The sequence below is a fragment of the Halomonas sp. AOP5-B2-8 genome, assembly GCF_052376475.1.
In the GTDB taxonomy this organism is placed as follows: Bacteria; Pseudomonadota; Gammaproteobacteria; order Pseudomonadales; family Halomonadaceae; genus Vreelandella; species Vreelandella casei.
Window position 1 is genome coordinate 609,338 of the sequence record NZ_JBQSVS010000002.1, and the last position, 16,515, is coordinate 625,852.

A 16,515-nucleotide genomic window follows, 5' to 3' on the forward strand; every position below is an offset into this window, starting at 1 on the left:
AAGCATTAAGTTTGAAACACTCAGTCGCCAAAACACAGCTTTATAGCGTGTGTTGCCGCGTGACAATGAAGGAGGAGGCGATGAAAGCCACCATGCGCGAACGTTTCTGGGAGCGCTTTACGCTTGAAGAACTCACGCCGCCAGAATGGGAGGCACTGTGCGATGGGTGCGGGCAGTGTTGCTTGCTAAAGTTGCACGATGAAGAAACCCAAGAGCTAGCGGTGCTTAACGTTGCCTGCCGTTTGCTGGATATTCAGTCGTGCCAATGCAGTGACTACCCGAATCGTTTTGACAGCGTACCTGACTGTACCCAGCTCACGCCTGCACTGGTCAAAGAGTTCACCTGGTTGCCACAAAGCTGCGGCTATCGGCGAGTCTCGGAAGGGCGCAAGTTGGCCGGCTGGCATCCGCTATTGAGTAACGATGCAGAGCGGGTTCATCGCAAGGGGATCAGTGTGCGCAGTTTTGCTGTATCGCAAGATGATGTGCCAGAAAAACAGCTAGAATCCCACATCATCGCGATTCTGCCGATGTAACCTTCGCTTATTTAAGCGTTGGATTTAGGCGAATCCCAAATAGACAGAAACACGTCCTTAAATGCTGAACGCTCTTGTTTAGCAGGCGCTGCGTTTGCTGGCTTTTTGCTTGCAGCTTTTTTCTGGCGTGGCGCATCCCAAATAGTGGGAAAATGGTCTTGGTATTTCATAATATCTCCAGATAGCCTTGATTAGACGTTAGTGCATGCGACTAATGTCTAGTATGGCGTATTTTTATTGGTCTGTGAATATTTTATGGAAAGTATTTTCATAAAGGTTGATGCGCGCTGTTGACGAGGGTTACTCAGCAGTGGTGTTTATTGACAGCCATTAAAAAAGCAGCGCTTGAAGCGCTGCTTTAAAGTGACTCTTGCGTAGGCTAGTAATGTTGGGGTTAGCTGGGCGTTGGCTGTTCCGCGAGCCCCATCGCCCACAGAATAAAGGCATCTTGCCTTGCGGTGTCCTGCCACGCTTTAAAACGCCCTGACGCGCCGCCGTGGCCGCTACTCATATCAGTGCGCATTAGAATAGGCGCTGAGCCTTGCTGCTGTTGAGATACCTGGGCATAGAATTTGGCAGGCTCCCAGTAACTCACACGCGTGTCGAACCAGCTGCCTTCAATCCAGAGTGCAGGATATGCCTGAGATTTGATGTTATCGATCGGCGAATAGCCGCTAATTCGCTCGGCCACTTCGACTTCTTCGGGATTGCCCCATTCACTATACTCCGCGGTGGTCAGGGGAAGCTCAGGATTCTGCATGGTGCGTAATACGTCAAGGAAGGGCACGTCTAGCAGTGCTGCGCAAAACGCCTCGGGTGCTCGGTTGATGCAGGTGCCGACCAATAATCCGCCCGCACTCGCGCCACAGGCCACTATGCGCTGAGGGTCACTGACAGCTTGTTCAACAAGCGCCTCACGCGCGGCCAGAAAGTCATTAAAGCTGTTTTCTTTGTGGGCCATCTTGCCGTTTAAGTACCAGGGTTCGCCGCGTTCGCCGCCTCCTCGCACGTGTGCAACGGCAAAGGCTGCACCGCGTTCAAGTAGCTCTAAACGTGCGATAGAGAACCATGGATCAAGCGCTTCGCCGTAGGCGCCATAGCCGTACAGCAGTGTGGGCAGAGGTTGGTCTGCCAGGTCTGCACGCATGACGATTGAGACAGGCACCTGCTCGCCATCCTGGCTTGTCGCCCATAGGCGGCGGCTGACCAGTTGTTCGGGCAAAAGATTGCCGTAAACCGGCACGCGTTTTAGCAGCGTGCGCTGGCCGTTCGTAAGATCGAGCGCGAACCAGCTGGGCGGCTGGATAAAGGACTCTTCGCGCAGTTGAAGCACCTGGCTATCGAAATGAGGTGCATCTTCTAATAGCTGTGAGCAGGGCTGCTCGGGTAGTGCCAGATACTCATCCAAGGTGCAGCTATGCTGGTCATCTAAGACAAGCCGCCGTAGGCGCACCTGTGCCTGGGCATGGTCACGCTCAGCGAGCATTAGTCCCCAAGAAAATGCATCAATGCCTTCAAGCGTTGCATCTTCGCGGTGGCCGATGAGTGTCTGCCACATAGGCTGGGGCTGACCAAGCTGGCTTTCCGGCAGGTGATCAAGTTGAAAGTGAGCGCCGGATTGATTGTGTAAGCGGTAAAACGACCCAGGACGGTGGTCGATGCTGTACTCAACGCCTGCTTGGCGTGTTTGAATACATATCGGCGTAGTGGCAGGAGAGTGCGCCGGTACCAGATGAATTTCGCTAGTATCTTTTGAGCCGCTTTCAAGCTGTAGCCACGCTTTCGACCGGGTTTTGCCGATACCGAGCCAAAATTCAGGATCATCTTCGCGTAACACAAGGATGGGGGCCGTTGCGGCATGTGGCTCTGTCAGCGCCAGCGGTAGACGCCATACGCTATCTGGGCGTTGGGTGTCGTCAAAGCGCGTGAACAGCAGCGTTGCCGTCTTTGCTGTTTGATCTTCTGCCCAGCAAAGGCCTGCGCCAATATCGCTTAATAATTGCAGGGGCTGGCCGTTAGGCAGTGCTTTTAGCCACAGCGTAAAGCGCTCGTCGCCCTGAGTGTCTTCCGTCCAGGCTAGCCACTGCTCGTCCGGGGAGAGTGCCATATCGCCCATGTCATAAAAGTCATATTCTGCGGCGCGGGCACCGACATCAAAAAAACACTCCTGCTGTTCGTGTCTAGCGTTAGGATGACGCCACCAGCAGGGGTAATCATCTTTAGCGCCGGTTTCGCTCCAGAACGTGAAGTGGTCAAGCGCTGTCTTAAGGCTAGTCACTGCAAGCTCGCGGCGTGCCAAATGGCTTTGATATAATGCTTCTTCTAGCGGTGCTAGCGGGGTGAACCAAGCAGCCTGCTGCTCATTGGCAGCCTCTAAAAAGGCAGTAACCTCTGAATCATCGCGCTTTTCTAACCAGTGCCATTGAGGGTCATTAGCGCGATAATAGCGCGCAGCGGGTAAGTTTGAGTGGATGCTTGGCTGTGCTTTCATAAATTCATAGGTACCATAACGAGAAATCAACGTCGGGTGAGTTCACCCACATGAGGGGTATTATGTTAATTGCAAATTCAACGTCAATGTTGTGGTTAAGTTACTACGGCGTAGCGCTGTTAGTGATTGTCGCTGTTTACTTTGCGCTATCTCTGCTGCCCCGTTTGCCACGGCTGGTGCTGACATGGTGTGTCGCTGGCGCCGTGCTGATGCCCGCTAGTTTTCGGCTGCCGTTGATAGAGGAGGGTGAATTCTATACCGGTTGGGCACCGTCGGCGATGGTGTCAGCGGTGGGTTTTTTAGAACATAACGGTGCAGCGCTGCGTGGAGGCCTGATGTGGCTGATATTTGGCGTCGCCGTGGGTGCGCTTATTGGTGTCGCTCTGTGGTGGTGGCGTCGCCCTGATGAATACGACTATGTCGAGCAGGACGAAGAGCGCGACGGTGTTGCGCAGCCTTCACGCCGTCGTGAACCGGTGATTGGCTAATGATTTTATGCGCATGGGTGATTGCCCTTGTGAGAGGTCCTGCGTGCCAGATTATGTTGAGATCTTTACGGGTGGCTAGGCATGTGTGAGTTATTGGGCATGAGCGCTAATGTACCCACTGATATTTGTTTTAGCTTCTCGGGCTTTTTACACCGTGGGGGCGGGACGGGCCCTCACCGTGATGGCTGGGGTATCGCTTTCTATGAGGAAGGCGGCTATCGCGATTTTCGAGATCCGTATCCTTCGGTCAATTCGCCTATTGCTCGATTGATTTGCGACTATCCCATTAAGTCCAATGTGGTGATTAGCCATATCCGGCAAGCCAATGTGGGCGGAGTGCGGTTGTCCAATACGCATCCGTTTATGCGCGAAATGTGGGGGCGCCCTTGGTGCTATGCGCACAACGGTCAGTTAAGCAGCTGGGAAAATCTACCGTTAGGCAGTTATACCCCGGTGGGCAGTACGGATAGTGAGCATGCCTACTGTTGGCTGCTAGGCGAGCTACGACGAGCCTTTCCGACACCGCCCGATACACTTGAAAGCCTGTGGGAGCGTTTACACCAACTGTGTGAGCAGTTAAGAGCGCTAGGCGTATTCAATATGCTGCTCTCCGACGGCCATTATTTATATACCTTTTGCGCTACTAAGCTTGCGCACATAACGCGCTGCGCGCCGTTTGGCGATGCTGAACTATCTGATGCTGAAATGACGGTCAACTTCGCTGAGCATACCACCCCCGATGATATTGTTTCGGTTATTGCCACTGAGCCACTTACCCATAATGAAGCCTGGGAGAAAATGGTGCCTGGTGAGCTATTAGTCTGGCGCGATGGAGAAATTCAGGCGCGATACTGTCCATAAATGAATGAGTTGCTAAAGTAGCAGGTGAGAGTGAGCAATGAATAAGACGTATTTGGCGCTAGGCTAAGGTTGAAACGTAGGTTTTAATCGATCGTTTTACAGCCCTTTACGCGTCGTATATCGTTGGTGCTCTCAACCTCGCGACAATAACAAGGTCGGTGATCTCGCCGACACGGATAGCGGAGATTGCCCATGAGCGAACACGCCAACGCCGCCGTTTTAAGTGGCCCAGCGCTTGAAGGGTTGGATCAATATGATTCAGTCACAGATGTTTTTCATTCCGCAGTAGAGCGTTTTAAAGAAAAGCCTGCCTTTTCCTGTATGGGGAAAACGCTGACCTTTGCCGACCTTGACCGCTTATCGGGGGGCTTCGCCGCCTGGCTACAGCACGAAACTGACCTGGTGCCCGGTGACCGAATAGCCATTCAGCTGCCCAACGTATTGCAATTCCCCGTGGCAGTCTTTGGCGCGCTGCGTGCAGGCCTCGTGTTGGTCAATACCAACCCGCTCTATACCGAACGGGAAATGGCGAATCAGTTCAAAGATTCTGGCGCGAAAGCGATTGTTATTCTGGCCAATATGGCGGACAAGCTTGAGAAAGTGCTCGATAAAACGGATATCAAGCACGTTGTGGTAACTCAGCTCGGGGATTTACACGATATACCCAAGCGCTGGTTAATCAACGCAGTGGTTAAACACGTCAAAAAGCTGGTGCCCGCCTATTCGCTACCCAGCGCGACTGACTTTCGAGATGCTTTGAAAAAAGGCGCTTCGTTAAGCCATACCGAGGTCAAGCAGACGCACGATGACTTGGCGGCCCTTCAGTATACCGGCGGCACGACCGGGACGCCCAAAGGGTCCATGCTGACGCACCGCAACCTGATCGCCAACATGCTGCAAGCACGTGAAGCGATTGGCGCCCGCTTGCGTAATGGCGAAGAACTCGTTATTGCGCCGCTGCCGGTTTACCACATTTATACGTTTACCGTTAACTGCCTATTTTTGATGGAGACCGGCAACCACTCTTTGTTGATTACCAATCCTCGTGACCTGGATGGTTTTATTAAAGAGCTCAAAGGGCTGCCTTTTACCGCCTTCATTGGCCTGAATACGCTGTTTAATGCCCTCTGTAACCGTGACGATTTCAAACAGCTAGATTTTTCTAACTTAAAGCTGACGATTTCTGGCGGTATGGCTTTGACCAAAGCCGCAGCGCAGCGCTGGGAACAAACGACCGGCTGCCCGGTTGCTGAGGGCTACGGGCTGACTGAAACATCGCCTATCGTCAGCTTTAATCCTGCTGATGCCATTCAACTGGGCTCGATTGGTAAGCCCGTGGCGGGTACTGCGGTCAAAGTTGTTGATGCCGACGGCAACGACGTCGCCATGGGCGAGCCAGGTGAGCTGTGCGTACAAGGGCCACAAGTGATGAAAGGCTACTGGCAGCGCGAGGATGACACCCGCGCGGCCATTGATGAGGGTGGGTGGTTTCACTCCGGCGATATCGCCATACTTCAAGATGATGGTTACATCCGCATTGTTGATCGGAAAAAAGACATGATTCTGGTCTCTGGTTTTAATGTCTATCCCAATGAAATTGAGGATGTAGTGGCTTCTCATCCCGATGTGCTTGAGTCGGCTGCGGTAGGTATTCCGGATGAAAACTCCGGTGAGGCGATCAAGCTATTTGTCGTAAGCAAAAATAGCCAGCTTGATGAAAAAACACTCCGTGATTGGTGTAAAAAAGAGCTCACCGGCTATAAGGTGCCTAAAGTTATCGAATTTCGTGATGAACTGCCTAAAACGAACGTGGGCAAAGTTCTGCGCCGCCAGCTGCGTGACGAAGAAGCGCCTAAAGGGTAACCGTTTAACGCGTACCCAGCGCCGTGCTAGGCGTCAAGCAAATGAAAGCGTTACACTACGAGGCTGTGCTTACGACCCGCTCAATTGAGCGGGTTGATTTTTTGTGCCACTCAAGCGAATGGAAGCCTACTCAATCGTGACCACTGACATCCCTACAGCCCCCACCGATAGCCAACGCCTTGCATCGCTGACACAGGCAGCGGGGGAGGTGATGCTGCGCGATACAGAGAGGCTGGAGAAGCGCCTGAGTGGTTTGAACCGTCGCCTGCGCGATAACAAGCCTATCAGCCGTGGTTTGGATGAGGTGCAGTGCGAGATCAGCCGTGCTCAGCAGCTGCTTAGCCTACGTCAGGCGCAGCAGGTCGCGCTTAATTATCCGCCTGAACTACCGGTTGTTGAGCGGCGAGAAGATATTCTTAACGCCATCCGTGATCATCAAGTCGTCGTGGTGGCGGGGGAGACCGGCTCAGGCAAAACCACTCAACTTCCAAAAATGTGCTTAGAGCTGGGGCGTGGCCGTCGTGGCTTGATTGGCCACACCCAGCCACGGCGCTTGGCGGCTCGAAGCGTTGCCGGGCGTTTGGCGGAAGAGTTGAACGTCTCTTTGGGCGAGCAGGTAGGCTATCAGGTACGCTTTCATGATCAGAGTACGCCGAGCACGTTAGTCAAGCTAATGACGGACGGTATCTTGCTGGCTGAGACTCAGCACGACCCGCTGTTGCTGCGCTATGACACTATCATCATCGATGAGGCTCACGAGCGAAGCCTGAATATCGATTTTCTGCTGGGCTATCTAAAGCGTTTGTTACCCAAGCGGCCCGATCTCAAAGTTATTATTACCTCGGCTACCATTGACGTGGCGCGCTTTGCTGAGCATTTCGGTACCGCTAAGACGCCTGCACCGGTCGTGGAAGTGACCGGGCGGACCTATCCCGTTGAGGTGCACTATCGGCCGCTGGTACGTGACGAAGACGATGAAGACGATCGCACGCTGCAAGAGGGTATTCTGCACGCGGTAGAAGAACTCGAGACCATTGAACGTGATAAAGGCTGGTTGCATGGCCCTCGCGATGTGCTGGTGTTTTTACCCGGAGAGCGTGAGATTCGTGAAACCGCCGATACGCTGCGCCGCGCGGACTTAAAAGGCACTGAAATTCTGCCTCTCTACGCACGCCTTTCCAACGAAGAGCAAAACCGTGTCTTCGCCTCGCACCGCGGGCGCCGAATTGTGCTGGCGACCAACGTTGCAGAAACCTCGCTGACGGTGCCCGGCATTCGCTATGTGATCGATCCAGGGCTTGTGCGTATCAGCCGTTACAGCTACCGGTCAAAAATCCAGCGCCTGCCCGTGGAGGCCGTCAGTCAAGCGAGCGCGAATCAGCGTAAAGGGCGCTGCGGGCGGGTTGCGGAAGGGGTCTGTATTCGCCTTTACAGCGAAGAAGATTTCTTATCTCGGCCAGGCTTTACCGACCCTGAAATTCAGCGCACCAATTTAGCCTCGGTGATTCTCTCAATGCTGGGCCTCAAGCTTGGCGATATAGAAGCTTTTCCTTTTGTTGATCCGCCGGATAGCCGCTTTGTTAAAGACGGTTTTCGACTGCTGTTCGAGCTGGGCGCCGTGGATGAGCAGCAGCGCCTCTCTACGCTGGGTCGTAAGCTTGCGCGGCTGCCGATTGACCCTCGCTTAGCGCGCATGGTGTTGGCAGGCGTGGACATGGGTAGTTTGCGCGATGTGCTGATTGTGGTGTCGGCATTGGCTATTCAAGACCCCCGCGACCGGCCGGCAGATAAGCGCCAAGCCGCTGATCAAGCACACCAGCGCTGGCACGACCCGGATTCAGACTTTGTTGCATTGCTGAACCTTTGGCACGGCATCGAAAATGCCCGCGAAGCGCTGTCCGGAAACCAGTTGCGGCGCTGGTGTCGCGAGCACTACATCAACTACCTGCGCATGCGAGAATGGCACGACACCTTCCGACAGCTGCGTCAGCTGCTGCGAGATATGGATATTGATGTACCTGCACCCTTGCCACGCAACGAAGAAGAGAGTGAAGAGCAGGCTCGACAGATGCGGCGCAAAACCTCGGGCAAGCTGCATCAGGCGCTGTTATCAGGGCTGCTTTCTAATTTGGGCACGCTGCTTGAGAACCGTGAATATCTGGGCGCCCGCAACCGAAAGTTTATGATTCACCCCGGCTCTGGGCTGGCTAAAAAATCACCCAAGTGGATGATGGCGTTTGAGATGATCGAGACGTCAAAGCTATTTGCCCGCACGGTGGCCAAAATTGACCCAGACTGGATTGAGCCTCAGGCGCAGCATCTGATAAAGCGCACTTACAGCGAATCGCATTGGGAAATGAAGCGGGCACAGGTGGTGGCATTTGAGCAGGTTACGTTGTTTGGTCTGCCGATTGTCGCGAGGCGCCGCGTTCATTACGGGCCAATAGCGCCTAAGGAGTCTCGGGAGCTGTTTATTCGCCGCGCGCTGGTGGAGGGTGAGTTTCAGACTAAAGGTGCTTTCTTCGCCCACAACCGAGCGTTGGTCAGTGAAGTCGAGGCGCTAGAAGATCGCGCTCGACGGCGCGATATTTTGGTCGATGAAGACACGCTTTTTGATTTTTACGATGCGCGTATCCCCGCCGAAACGGTTAACGGCAAAGGGTTTGAACACTGGCGCAAGCAAGCCGAGCAGCGTGATCCAGAGCTACTGCATTTCGATCTTGAGTCGTTAAAAGCGCGCGATGCTGACGATGTCACCCAGACGCAGTATCCCGATTATGTAACCTTGGCTGGCGTTGCATATCCGGTTAGCTATCATTTTGACCCTGACGCTGAAGACGACGGCATCACGCTGACCGTTCCCGCGGCCATGCTGCCGCAGGTGCCAGTGCATGCTTTAGAATGGCTGGTACCCGGGCTATTGCGTGAGAAATGCATTGCGCTATTGAAGTCGCTGCCGAAAAGTATTCGCCGTCAGGTTGTGCCAATTCCCGATTGGGTCGATGCTGCGCTGGAAACCCTGGTGCCTGATCAGCGCCCATTGACCGAGGCTCTTGGGGAGTTTATTCGCCGTCGCACAGCGACGCGCGTGCAGCTCGAAGACTGGCGCTTAGATTTGCTTGAGCCGCACCTGATTATGAATATTCGCGTGGTGGATCACGCGGGTGAAACCTTGGGCCAGGGGCGCGATCTGCGCGCCTTAGAACGGCGCTATGAAGCGGCGGCCAGCGCAGGTGCTCAAGCACTGGCCGAACAGGTCAGCATTGAGCCTGCCGTTGCCGGTCTGCCTGAGGCCCCGTTACCGGCTTCCCGCATCACCACCCAGGCCGGTATTCGCGTTGAGGCATATCCGGCTCTAGTGGCGCAAGCGAGCGAGTTTAAAGTTGCGCTATTCGATCACCCTGCCAAAGCCGATGCCGCCCATCAGGAGGGCATTGCCCGGCTAGCTATTGCCAAATTGCCGGAGCAGGTCAAAGCAATTAAGCAGTTACCTGGCGTTGAGAAGTGCGCACTGCTGTTTGCTAAAGTGGGGAGTAAGCAAGCTCTGGTCGATGATCTGCTGTTGGCTGTATTTACTCAGGTGGTGGCTCGGCATCCGCTGCCGCGCTCGGCGGGGGAGTTGAGCCAACGACTCAACGATACCCAGCATCAGCTTGTTAACGCAGCGAGTGCTTTACTATTACGGGTAGAGGCCGCGCTAAAAGGGCACTTAGCGGTTAGTAAACTGCTCAAAGGTAAGCTCAATTTTTCCCTTGCGCTGGTGTATAGCGATGTCAGTGCACAAATGCAGCGCTTGGTTTATACCGGCTTTATTCGCAATGCCGGCGATTGGCTTGAGGAATACCCGCGTTACGCCGAAGCGGCACTGATACGTCTTGAAAAGGCCGCCCGTGAGCGCGGCCGCGATCAAATGATGATGCACGATGTTCAAGCGTTGGAGGCGCGTTTTGATGCGCGGCGTAAGAGTGAGCGGCGTGGCCAAGTGGAAGACCCCGAACTGGTTGCTTTCGGCTGGTGGCTGCAGGAGCTCAGGGTGTCACTGTTCGCTCAGCAGCAGGGTACTAAGATGGCGGTTTCGGTAAAACGGTTAGAAAAGCGCTGGCAAGAAATTATTAGTGCCTAGTGTGTTGACCAAAATCGGTGTCGAAAAAAAGTTGCTGGAAAAAGCGCTATTTTACGCACACAGTAACATTATGGTTACGCCGAAAGTTACCTCGGCAAGCCGCTAAAAGGAGATTGGCATGACACATGTGGTGATCACCGGGACAGGCCTCTATACGCCGGAACACGCCGTTGATAATGCCGCTTTAGTGGCGGCATTTAATACTTGGGTAGACGCTGAAAATCACCAGCATGCTGACGCTATTGGCCGGGGAGAGCGTGAGCCACTCGCCCATTCGAGCAGTGAGTTTATTGAAAAAGCATCAGGTATTAAGAATCGTTACGTCCTCGATGCGCAAGGTATCCTTGACCCACAGCGTATGCGGCCTAAACTGCCACAGCGGAATAATGATGAACCCTCACTTCAGTGTGAAATGGCCACCGCCGCAGCGCGCCAAGCTTTGGCCGCAGCGCGCGTTGACCCTGCCGACATTGAGCTGGTGATCGTTGCCTGCTCGAATTTAGAGCGTGCTTATCCCGCCGTGGCAGTCGAAGTGCAGCAAGCACTGGGTACCAGCGGCTATGGATTTGATATGAATGTCGCCTGCAGCTCAGCGACGTTTGCTTTGGAAACAGCGGCCAATGCGATAGCGTCTGGAAGCATTAAGCGCGCGCTGGTGGTCAATCCGGAAATTTGCTCGGCGCATCTCAATTTCAGAGACCGTGACAGCCACTTTATTTTCGGTGATGCTTGCACCGCCATCGTCCTGGAAAATAGTGCAACTGCTGCTGCCGATGAACAGTTTGAGATTCTGGGTACGCGCCTAGTTACCAAGTTTTCCAATGCAATTCGTAATAATGCGGGTTTTCTCAGCCGTGTAACGGACAGTGACCCGCTGGCCCTTGATAAGCTGTTTGTGCAAGAAGGGCGGCGGGTGTTTAAAGAGGTCTGTCCAATGGTCGCTAAATTGATCACCGATCATTTGGCATCTTTGGAGTTGAATGGCAGTGATTTGAAGCGTATGTGGCTGCATCAAGCCAATCAGCATATGAATGACTTGATTGCCCGTAAAGTGCTTGGTTACGACCCGAGTGCCGCTCAGGCGCCGATTATTTTGGATCGCTACGCGAACACTAGCTCCGCTGGGTCGATTATTGCGTTCCACCTTCATCGCGAAGAGCTGGTAGAAGGCGACATTGGCGTGATTTGCTCCTTCGGGGCGGGTTACAGTGCTGGAAGTGTGGTAGTTCGCCGCCGGTAACGTGGCGTTGAAATGGATAAAGGAAAATGTCATGCAGCCGTTTTTAAATAAAGAAAAGCCAGCGCTTACGTGGCGTACACAAGGATTGCCTCTTCTATTGGTGGCGTTATTGGCCACCGGCGGCTGTGCCAGCACGCAGGTGGCGCAAGACACTAACCCTGATGATCCTTGGGAAGGCTTTAACCGCAAAGTGTTTGCGTTTAACGACGTATTAGATCGCTATGCGCTAAAGCCAGTCGCTCAGGGCTACCGAACGGTTACGCCTGACCCGGTACAAACAGGAGTAGGTAACTTTTTCTCCAATTTGGGCGAAGTGCGAACGGCGCTTAATAGCCTTCTGCAGGGTAAGCCAGCAAACGCGGGCCTGGCCACATCACGGTTTTTAATTAACTCCACAGTGGGCGTCGGCGGGTTATTGGACTATGCCACCCTAATGGAAATTACCGCTGATAAAGAAGATTTTGGCCAAACACTAGCAGTGTGGGGATGGGATGATTCGCGCTATCTTGTATTGCCTTTATTAGGCCCAAGCACGCTGCGCGATACTACCGGCTTACCTGCCGACCTGGCTGCGTATCCGGTCACCTATGTCGATGATGATACCGCTCGTATAAGCCTTACTGCACTGCGGCTAATCGATGTTCGTGCAGGCTTGCTTGATCAGGAGGCGTTGATCCGCGGTGATCGTTATAGCTTTATCCGTGATGCTTTCTTACAGAGTCGTCAATTTGAGGTGAGTGATGGAGAACTGGGCGATGACCCATTTGCCGCGGATGCCTTTGATTTTGATGATAGCGACTTTGATGAGAGCGACTTTGGTGATGACGGCGTTGATGGCGATAATAGCGCCGATTGAGGCTAATGATGGATCATTCTAAGCAGTTGATCGCGGTCATCGACGAACCGGGTTGTGAGCGCGATGCGCTGGCTGAAGCTATTACCTGTGATGGCATGTGGGTGTTTGCATCAGAGAATATTGAGCATCTCCCCGCTGACACAGTGCTTATTGTCGCGCATGCTAGAGCGGTTCCTAGGCAGCAGTGGTCGCAGCTAACCCGGCGCCTACCGACGCTGGTGGTCAGCGACTCGCGCCAAGATGCGGATCTTATTAAGGCGATTGATGTTGGCCTAGTGGACTATATCGTTCATCCTTTGCGCCATGCCGAGCTGTTACGACGGATGATTCGCAAAGCGATAGAGCTTAATGATCTTGCCCTGGAGCGTGAGCGCGACCACGAGCGTCTAGCTGAGCTGAATGAAAGCCTAGAGACGCATTTAGCGCTGCTGCGTATGGACCAGCAAAGTGGGGGCCATATCCAGCGGCGCTTACTGCCGATTCATCCTAAAGTCATCAACGGGGTGTATTTCGATTACTGGTTTGCCCCCTCGCTGTATTTATCCGGGGATTTTCTAGACTATCAGCGCTATAACGACCGCTATAGCGCTTTTTATTTTGCGGATGTTTCGGGGCATGGCGCCTCATCGGCATTTGTGACGGTGTTACTAAAGTATTTATGTAACCGCTGGCTCAGTGAGTGGGATGGGCAGAAGCCTGAGGACTTACCGCCGGACTGGTTAACGGCAATGAACCGTGAGCTGCAGGGCACTGACATTGGCAAGCACGCGACGTTATTTGTCGGTGTTATTGACCATGAGGCAAAGACTCTTCACTATTCGCTCGGCGCTCAGCTGCCGATGCCCCTGTTAGTGGCAGAAGGAAAGCTAAGTCGCTTAGAGGGCGAAGGAATGCCGGTAGGCCTTTTCCCCGATGTAGAGTATCCTTCGCTGAGCTGTTCCTTGCCGCCTGAGTTTCGTTTGTGGCTATGTTCAGACGGTGTATTGGAATGCTTGCCGGGTAAAACGCTCGACACGCGGCTCAAGGAGCTTGAGCAATTAGTAAGCGAGAGTGTAACGCTTGAGCAGTTGCGCGATAGGTTAGTGGGAACTAATGCACTCCTTGCTAAAGGAGATGCACAGTTTGACGCTAATCAGGAGCGCGATGCTTTACCCGATGATCTTACAATCATGATGGTGAGCGGATTTGGTCATGCTGATTGAAGAAGGTCGCATAAAAGCGGCTTTCGATACTGGTGTTTTTGTTTTAAAGCTGTGCGGCGATGTGCGCTTGACGCTATGCGCCACGCTGGACTCTCAAGCTCAACGTCTTGCCGAGACGCCAGGGCTGCGCGCCGTATTGATTGACCTGCGAGAAGCCACCAATGTGGACTCCACCGCCCTGGGCTTTCTCGCTAAGGTTGCGATGGCCGTCAAAGGGCGCTTGGAGCAGCCGCCAACCATTATTGTCGATAATCCTGACGTTCGCAAAATGCTCGATGTAATGGGCTTCGCGCGCTTCTTTACTCTTATGGAAGCGCCTTTGCCTCTGCAGCAACCTGTCGCGCTCAATGATGCACTTGAAGAATTGCCTGAAGAGCCCGCAGACGAAGAAGGCCTGCGTGAGCGAATTCTCGAGGCCCATCGCATTTTAATGCATATGAATGAGCACAACCGTGAGCAGTTTCAGCCGCTGGTTGAGATGCTTGAGTCGCAGTGTGCTGCAACTCATTGCTAGTACGTCTGTGAACTGACCTTGCGGCTAGAGCGCATATGCTAACGGGGTATTGCGCAATACGCTGAATCGTCGTGTTTCTGCCTTTTATGATCGTTCTCGTATGCGTGCCTGCTTATCTGTTGTTATTTAAATTGCTCGCCTGATTATCTAGCTCTTTTAGTCCTATAGGGATTAACGAGGCAGTGGTAATGGCGTGTAAATACCGACAAATGTAATCAAATCGTCTATGCTTAGCGGCCTATCTATCCCTGTGCGCACCTGTTGTGCCTCCTATGGAGCCTCATGCACCTTAATCCTCGTCGGGTGGCACTGCTGGTTGCTGCCAATACTGCTCTTGCTCCCTTTGCTATTGATGCGTATTTGCCCGCTATAGGCATCATCGCTGACAGTATTGATGCCAGCATTCATCGGACTGAGCTTTCTATTAGCGTCTTTTTGTTTGGCTTTGCATTAGGCCAGCTTTGTTTTGGTCCGCTATCTGATCGAATGGGACGCAAGCCGGTACTGCTGGGTGGTTTAGTCGTTTTTATGCTGGCAAGCTTAGCGATTACCACGGTGGATAGTTTGTCTACGCTGCTCTTCTGGCGTTTTATACAAGCGCTTGGCGGAGGTGCCTGCGTGGTCAATTCGGCCGCGATTGTGCGCGACTGTTTTAGTGGCCGAGAGGCTGCCAAAGTCATGTCTACCATGGCGATGATTATGATGCTGGCGCCGCTAGTAGCGCCGGCAGTCGGCAGTTTGTTGCTTCATATTGCCGGATGGTGGCTAATTTTTGTATTTTTAGCGGTCTATGCCGGCTTCTTATTATGGCTTTTAGGCACGCGTCTGCCTGAAACGCGGGATATGTCATTACCGGCAGCGTCACCACGACAAGTTATCCGTAACTATGCCAGCGTGCTTAAGCACCGGGAAGGTATGGGCTATATTTGCGCCGTTGCTTCTTCGTTTGCCGGGTTATTTGCGTTTGTAACCGCGTCGCCATTTCTGTATCTAGATTATTTTGGCTTGTCTCCAGTTACTTACCCTCTGGTGTTTGGGGTGAACGTATTGGTTATTGCGCTCTCAAATCGCGTCAATATTCATCTGTTGCGTAAGCGTTCACCGCAACAAAATTTACGTTTAGGACTACTAGTGCAGTTAGTCGCCGCGCTGGGTCTGGTGCTTGTTACCGCTTTAAATATAGCCTCACTGTTCGTTGTGGTGCCTCTCATTATGCTATTTACCGGCATGATTGGGCTGATTACGCCTAACGCTATTTCCGCACTGTTGGATCACTTTGGGCATATCAGCGCAACGGCAACGGCGTTGCTTGGCGGTATCCAATTCACCTGCGGAGCGCTTGCCGGTGTCATGGTTGGGCTGTTTGAAGTAGAGCATCTGTGGCCAATGGTTCTCACCATGCTGAGTGCGACGTTGCTAGGCAATATTGGGGTACGCAAGCTAACCAAGAAACCTGCGGTGGATGAGCTACGGGGATGAACAGCACACATGAATAGTCTGCTTGCCTGGATCAACCTGCCATTAGATACCTGGCTTGCCTGTGCCGCGGTTTTGATGCTTGGTGCTTTTGTTCAGCGAGCGACCGGCTTCGGGTTGGCGGTAGTGGGGGCACCGCTACTGTTGATGTTGGAGCCTCGCCTAGTGCCGGTCACGCTGGTGTTATTTGGGCTGACTGTCTCGCTTATGATGGTGCGCCACTATTGGCACGAGGTGCGGCTGGATGCTATTGGAATGGCGTTAGTAGGGCGCCTGCCTGGTAATGCGCTGGGTGTTTGGCTGCTACTTGTGGCCCCTATGGTGATCTTAGAAAAGCTGATTGCCGTTATCGTATTGTTCACGGTATTAGTCACTGTATGCCGTTTTCAGCTGCCGGTGAACCGTGTAACGCTGTTTGGAGCGGGTGTTCTGTCCGGTATTTTCGGTACCGTTGCGGCTATTGGCGGCCCGCCTATCGTATTGTTGATGCACGGCTTGCCGGTTGATCGAATGCGCGGCAATCTGGCCGCTTTCTTTATTTTAACCTCTACGCTAACGCTGATAACTCTCGCGTTGGCGAATCAAATTCAGCTATGGCATTTTCAAATGGCGCTGACTTTTTTGCCTGCGGTGCTTATCGGTAATGCGCTGGCAGGTGCGCTAGCACATCGCTTAGACAGACGCCTATTGCAGGGTGCTTCACTAACGCTGTGTACGCTAGCAGCGATAGGGCTTTTAGTGTGACGTTAAAAAAATAGCAATAATTGGTCACTGTCATATTTCTGCAATCGATCGTGTGCAGACTCCTCTTTGCGCAAGGCCATTGGGCCAGCTCTTCCGGAAGCTAAGTGCTAACCGGATATTA

13 protein-coding genes are annotated in these 16,515 nt (G+C 53.2%); 11 read left to right on the forward strand and 2 right to left on the reverse strand.

All coding sequences use genetic code 11. The annotated features are described in order from the left end of the window. Nucleotides 1-80 precede the first annotated feature (80 nt). Nucleotides 81-536 carry a YcgN family cysteine cluster protein gene (locus tag ACT3RP_RS07465; RefSeq protein WP_096282329.1) on the forward strand — a complete coding sequence of 152 codons (456 nt, stop codon included), beginning with the start codon at nt 81-83 and terminating at the stop codon, nt 534-536. 11 nt (nt 537-547) lie between these two features. Here the strand turns inward: ACT3RP_RS07465 and ACT3RP_RS07470 are convergent, their stop codons facing one another. Both ACT3RP_RS07470 and ACT3RP_RS07475 read right to left on the reverse strand, forming a co-directional pair. Continuing rightward, nucleotides 548-706 (reverse strand): hypothetical protein, encoded by a 159-nt coding sequence (locus tag ACT3RP_RS07470; protein ID WP_176483382.1) that lies wholly within the window; start codon nt 704-706, stop codon nt 548-550. Nucleotides 707-930: 224 nt separating this feature from the next. Further along, nucleotides 931-3,027 (reverse strand): S9 family peptidase, encoded by a 2,097-nt coding sequence (locus tag ACT3RP_RS07475; RefSeq protein ID WP_483393548.1) that lies wholly within the window; start codon nt 3,025-3,027, stop codon nt 931-933. A 62-nt stretch (nt 3,028-3,089) separates the two neighbouring features. Here ACT3RP_RS07475 and ACT3RP_RS07480 point away from each other — a divergent pair, with 62 nt between their 5' ends. The 10 genes from ACT3RP_RS07480 to ACT3RP_RS07525 all read left to right on the forward strand — a co-directional run bounded on the left by ACT3RP_RS07480 (nt 3,090) and on the right by ACT3RP_RS07525 (nt 16,394). Then, the gene (locus ACT3RP_RS07480) at nt 3,090-3,515 is read left to right on the forward strand and encodes a hypothetical protein (protein WP_096279189.1); all 426 of its coding nucleotides are present in this window, start codon (nt 3,090-3,092) and stop codon (nt 3,513-3,515) included. An 81-nt stretch (nt 3,516-3,596) separates the two neighbouring features. Continuing rightward, nucleotides 3,597-4,376 carry a class II glutamine amidotransferase gene (locus tag ACT3RP_RS07485; RefSeq protein WP_096279191.1) on the forward strand — a complete coding sequence of 260 codons (780 nt, stop codon included), beginning with the start codon at nt 3,597-3,599 and terminating at the stop codon, nt 4,374-4,376. Nucleotides 4,377-4,568: 192 nt separating this feature from the next. Beyond that, on the forward strand, nt 4,569-6,239 hold the full coding sequence (locus ACT3RP_RS07490; RefSeq protein ID WP_483393549.1) for an AMP-binding protein: 1,671 nt from the start codon (nt 4,569-4,571) through the stop codon (nt 6,237-6,239). Nucleotides 6,240-6,357: 118 nt separating this feature from the next. Then, nucleotides 6,358-10,362: an ATP-dependent RNA helicase HrpA gene (hrpA, locus tag ACT3RP_RS07495; RefSeq protein WP_483393565.1), complete on the forward strand. Its 4,005-nt coding sequence runs from the start codon at nt 6,358-6,360 to the stop codon at nt 10,360-10,362. A 118-nt stretch (nt 10,363-10,480) separates the two neighbouring features. Continuing rightward, nucleotides 10,481-11,602 (forward strand): beta-ketoacyl-ACP synthase III, encoded by a 1,122-nt coding sequence (locus tag ACT3RP_RS07500; RefSeq protein ID WP_444625383.1) that lies wholly within the window; start codon nt 10,481-10,483, stop codon nt 11,600-11,602. Between the two features lie 31 nt (nt 11,603-11,633). Further along, a complete protein-coding gene (locus ACT3RP_RS07505) occupies nt 11,634-12,458 on the forward strand; it encodes an MlaA family lipoprotein (protein WP_441684203.1) in 825 nt (274 codons plus the stop codon). 8 nt (nt 12,459-12,466) lie between these two features. Next, complete coding sequence (locus ACT3RP_RS07510) at nt 12,467-13,660, forward strand: PP2C family protein-serine/threonine phosphatase (protein WP_483393550.1); 1,194 nt, start codon at nt 12,467-12,469, stop codon at nt 13,658-13,660. Beyond that, a complete protein-coding gene (locus ACT3RP_RS07515; protein WP_441684202.1) occupies nt 13,650-14,174 on the forward strand; it encodes an STAS domain-containing protein in 525 nt (174 codons plus the stop codon). Before ACT3RP_RS07510 ends, ACT3RP_RS07515 begins: the two co-directional genes overlap by 11 nt. 282 nt (nt 14,175-14,456) lie before the next feature. Next, a complete protein-coding gene (locus ACT3RP_RS07520; RefSeq protein ID WP_441684201.1) occupies nt 14,457-15,653 on the forward strand; it encodes a multidrug effflux MFS transporter in 1,197 nt (398 codons plus the stop codon). A 9-nt stretch (nt 15,654-15,662) separates the two neighbouring features. Beyond that, on the forward strand, nt 15,663-16,394 hold the full coding sequence (locus tag ACT3RP_RS07525) for a sulfite exporter TauE/SafE family protein (protein ID WP_483393551.1): 732 nt from the start codon (nt 15,663-15,665) through the stop codon (nt 16,392-16,394). Nucleotides 16,395-16,515 lie beyond the last annotated feature (121 nt).

What these genes read in the sequence shown, in the direction of transcription:
- ACT3RP_RS07465 (WP_096282329.1), top strand. Translation starts at nt 81, where the DNA reads ATGAAAGCCACCATGCGCGAACGTTTCTGGGAGCGCTTTACGCTTGAA.
- ACT3RP_RS07470 (WP_176483382.1), bottom strand. Translation starts at nt 706, where the DNA reads ATGAAATACCAAGACCATTTTCCCACTATTTGGGATGCGCCACGCCAG.
- ACT3RP_RS07475 (WP_483393548.1), bottom strand. Translation starts at nt 3,027, where the DNA reads ATGAAAGCACAGCCAAGCATCCACTCAAACTTACCCGCTGCGCGCTAT.
- ACT3RP_RS07480 (WP_096279189.1), top strand. Translation starts at nt 3,090, where the DNA reads ATGTTAATTGCAAATTCAACGTCAATGTTGTGGTTAAGTTACTACGGC.
- ACT3RP_RS07485 (WP_096279191.1), top strand. Translation starts at nt 3,597, where the DNA reads ATGTGTGAGTTATTGGGCATGAGCGCTAATGTACCCACTGATATTTGT.
- ACT3RP_RS07490 (WP_483393549.1), top strand. Translation starts at nt 4,569, where the DNA reads ATGAGCGAACACGCCAACGCCGCCGTTTTAAGTGGCCCAGCGCTTGAA.
- hrpA (WP_483393565.1), top strand. Translation starts at nt 6,358, where the DNA reads ATGGAAGCCTACTCAATCGTGACCACTGACATCCCTACAGCCCCCACC.
- ACT3RP_RS07500 (WP_444625383.1), top strand. Translation starts at nt 10,481, where the DNA reads ATGACACATGTGGTGATCACCGGGACAGGCCTCTATACGCCGGAACAC.
- ACT3RP_RS07505 (WP_441684203.1), top strand. Translation starts at nt 11,634, where the DNA reads ATGCAGCCGTTTTTAAATAAAGAAAAGCCAGCGCTTACGTGGCGTACA.
- ACT3RP_RS07510 (WP_483393550.1), top strand. Translation starts at nt 12,467, where the DNA reads ATGGATCATTCTAAGCAGTTGATCGCGGTCATCGACGAACCGGGTTGT.
- ACT3RP_RS07515 (WP_441684202.1), top strand. Translation starts at nt 13,650, where the DNA reads ATGCTGATTGAAGAAGGTCGCATAAAAGCGGCTTTCGATACTGGTGTT.
- ACT3RP_RS07520 (WP_441684201.1), top strand. Translation starts at nt 14,457, where the DNA reads ATGCACCTTAATCCTCGTCGGGTGGCACTGCTGGTTGCTGCCAATACT.
- ACT3RP_RS07525 (WP_483393551.1), top strand. Translation starts at nt 15,663, where the DNA reads ATGAATAGTCTGCTTGCCTGGATCAACCTGCCATTAGATACCTGGCTT.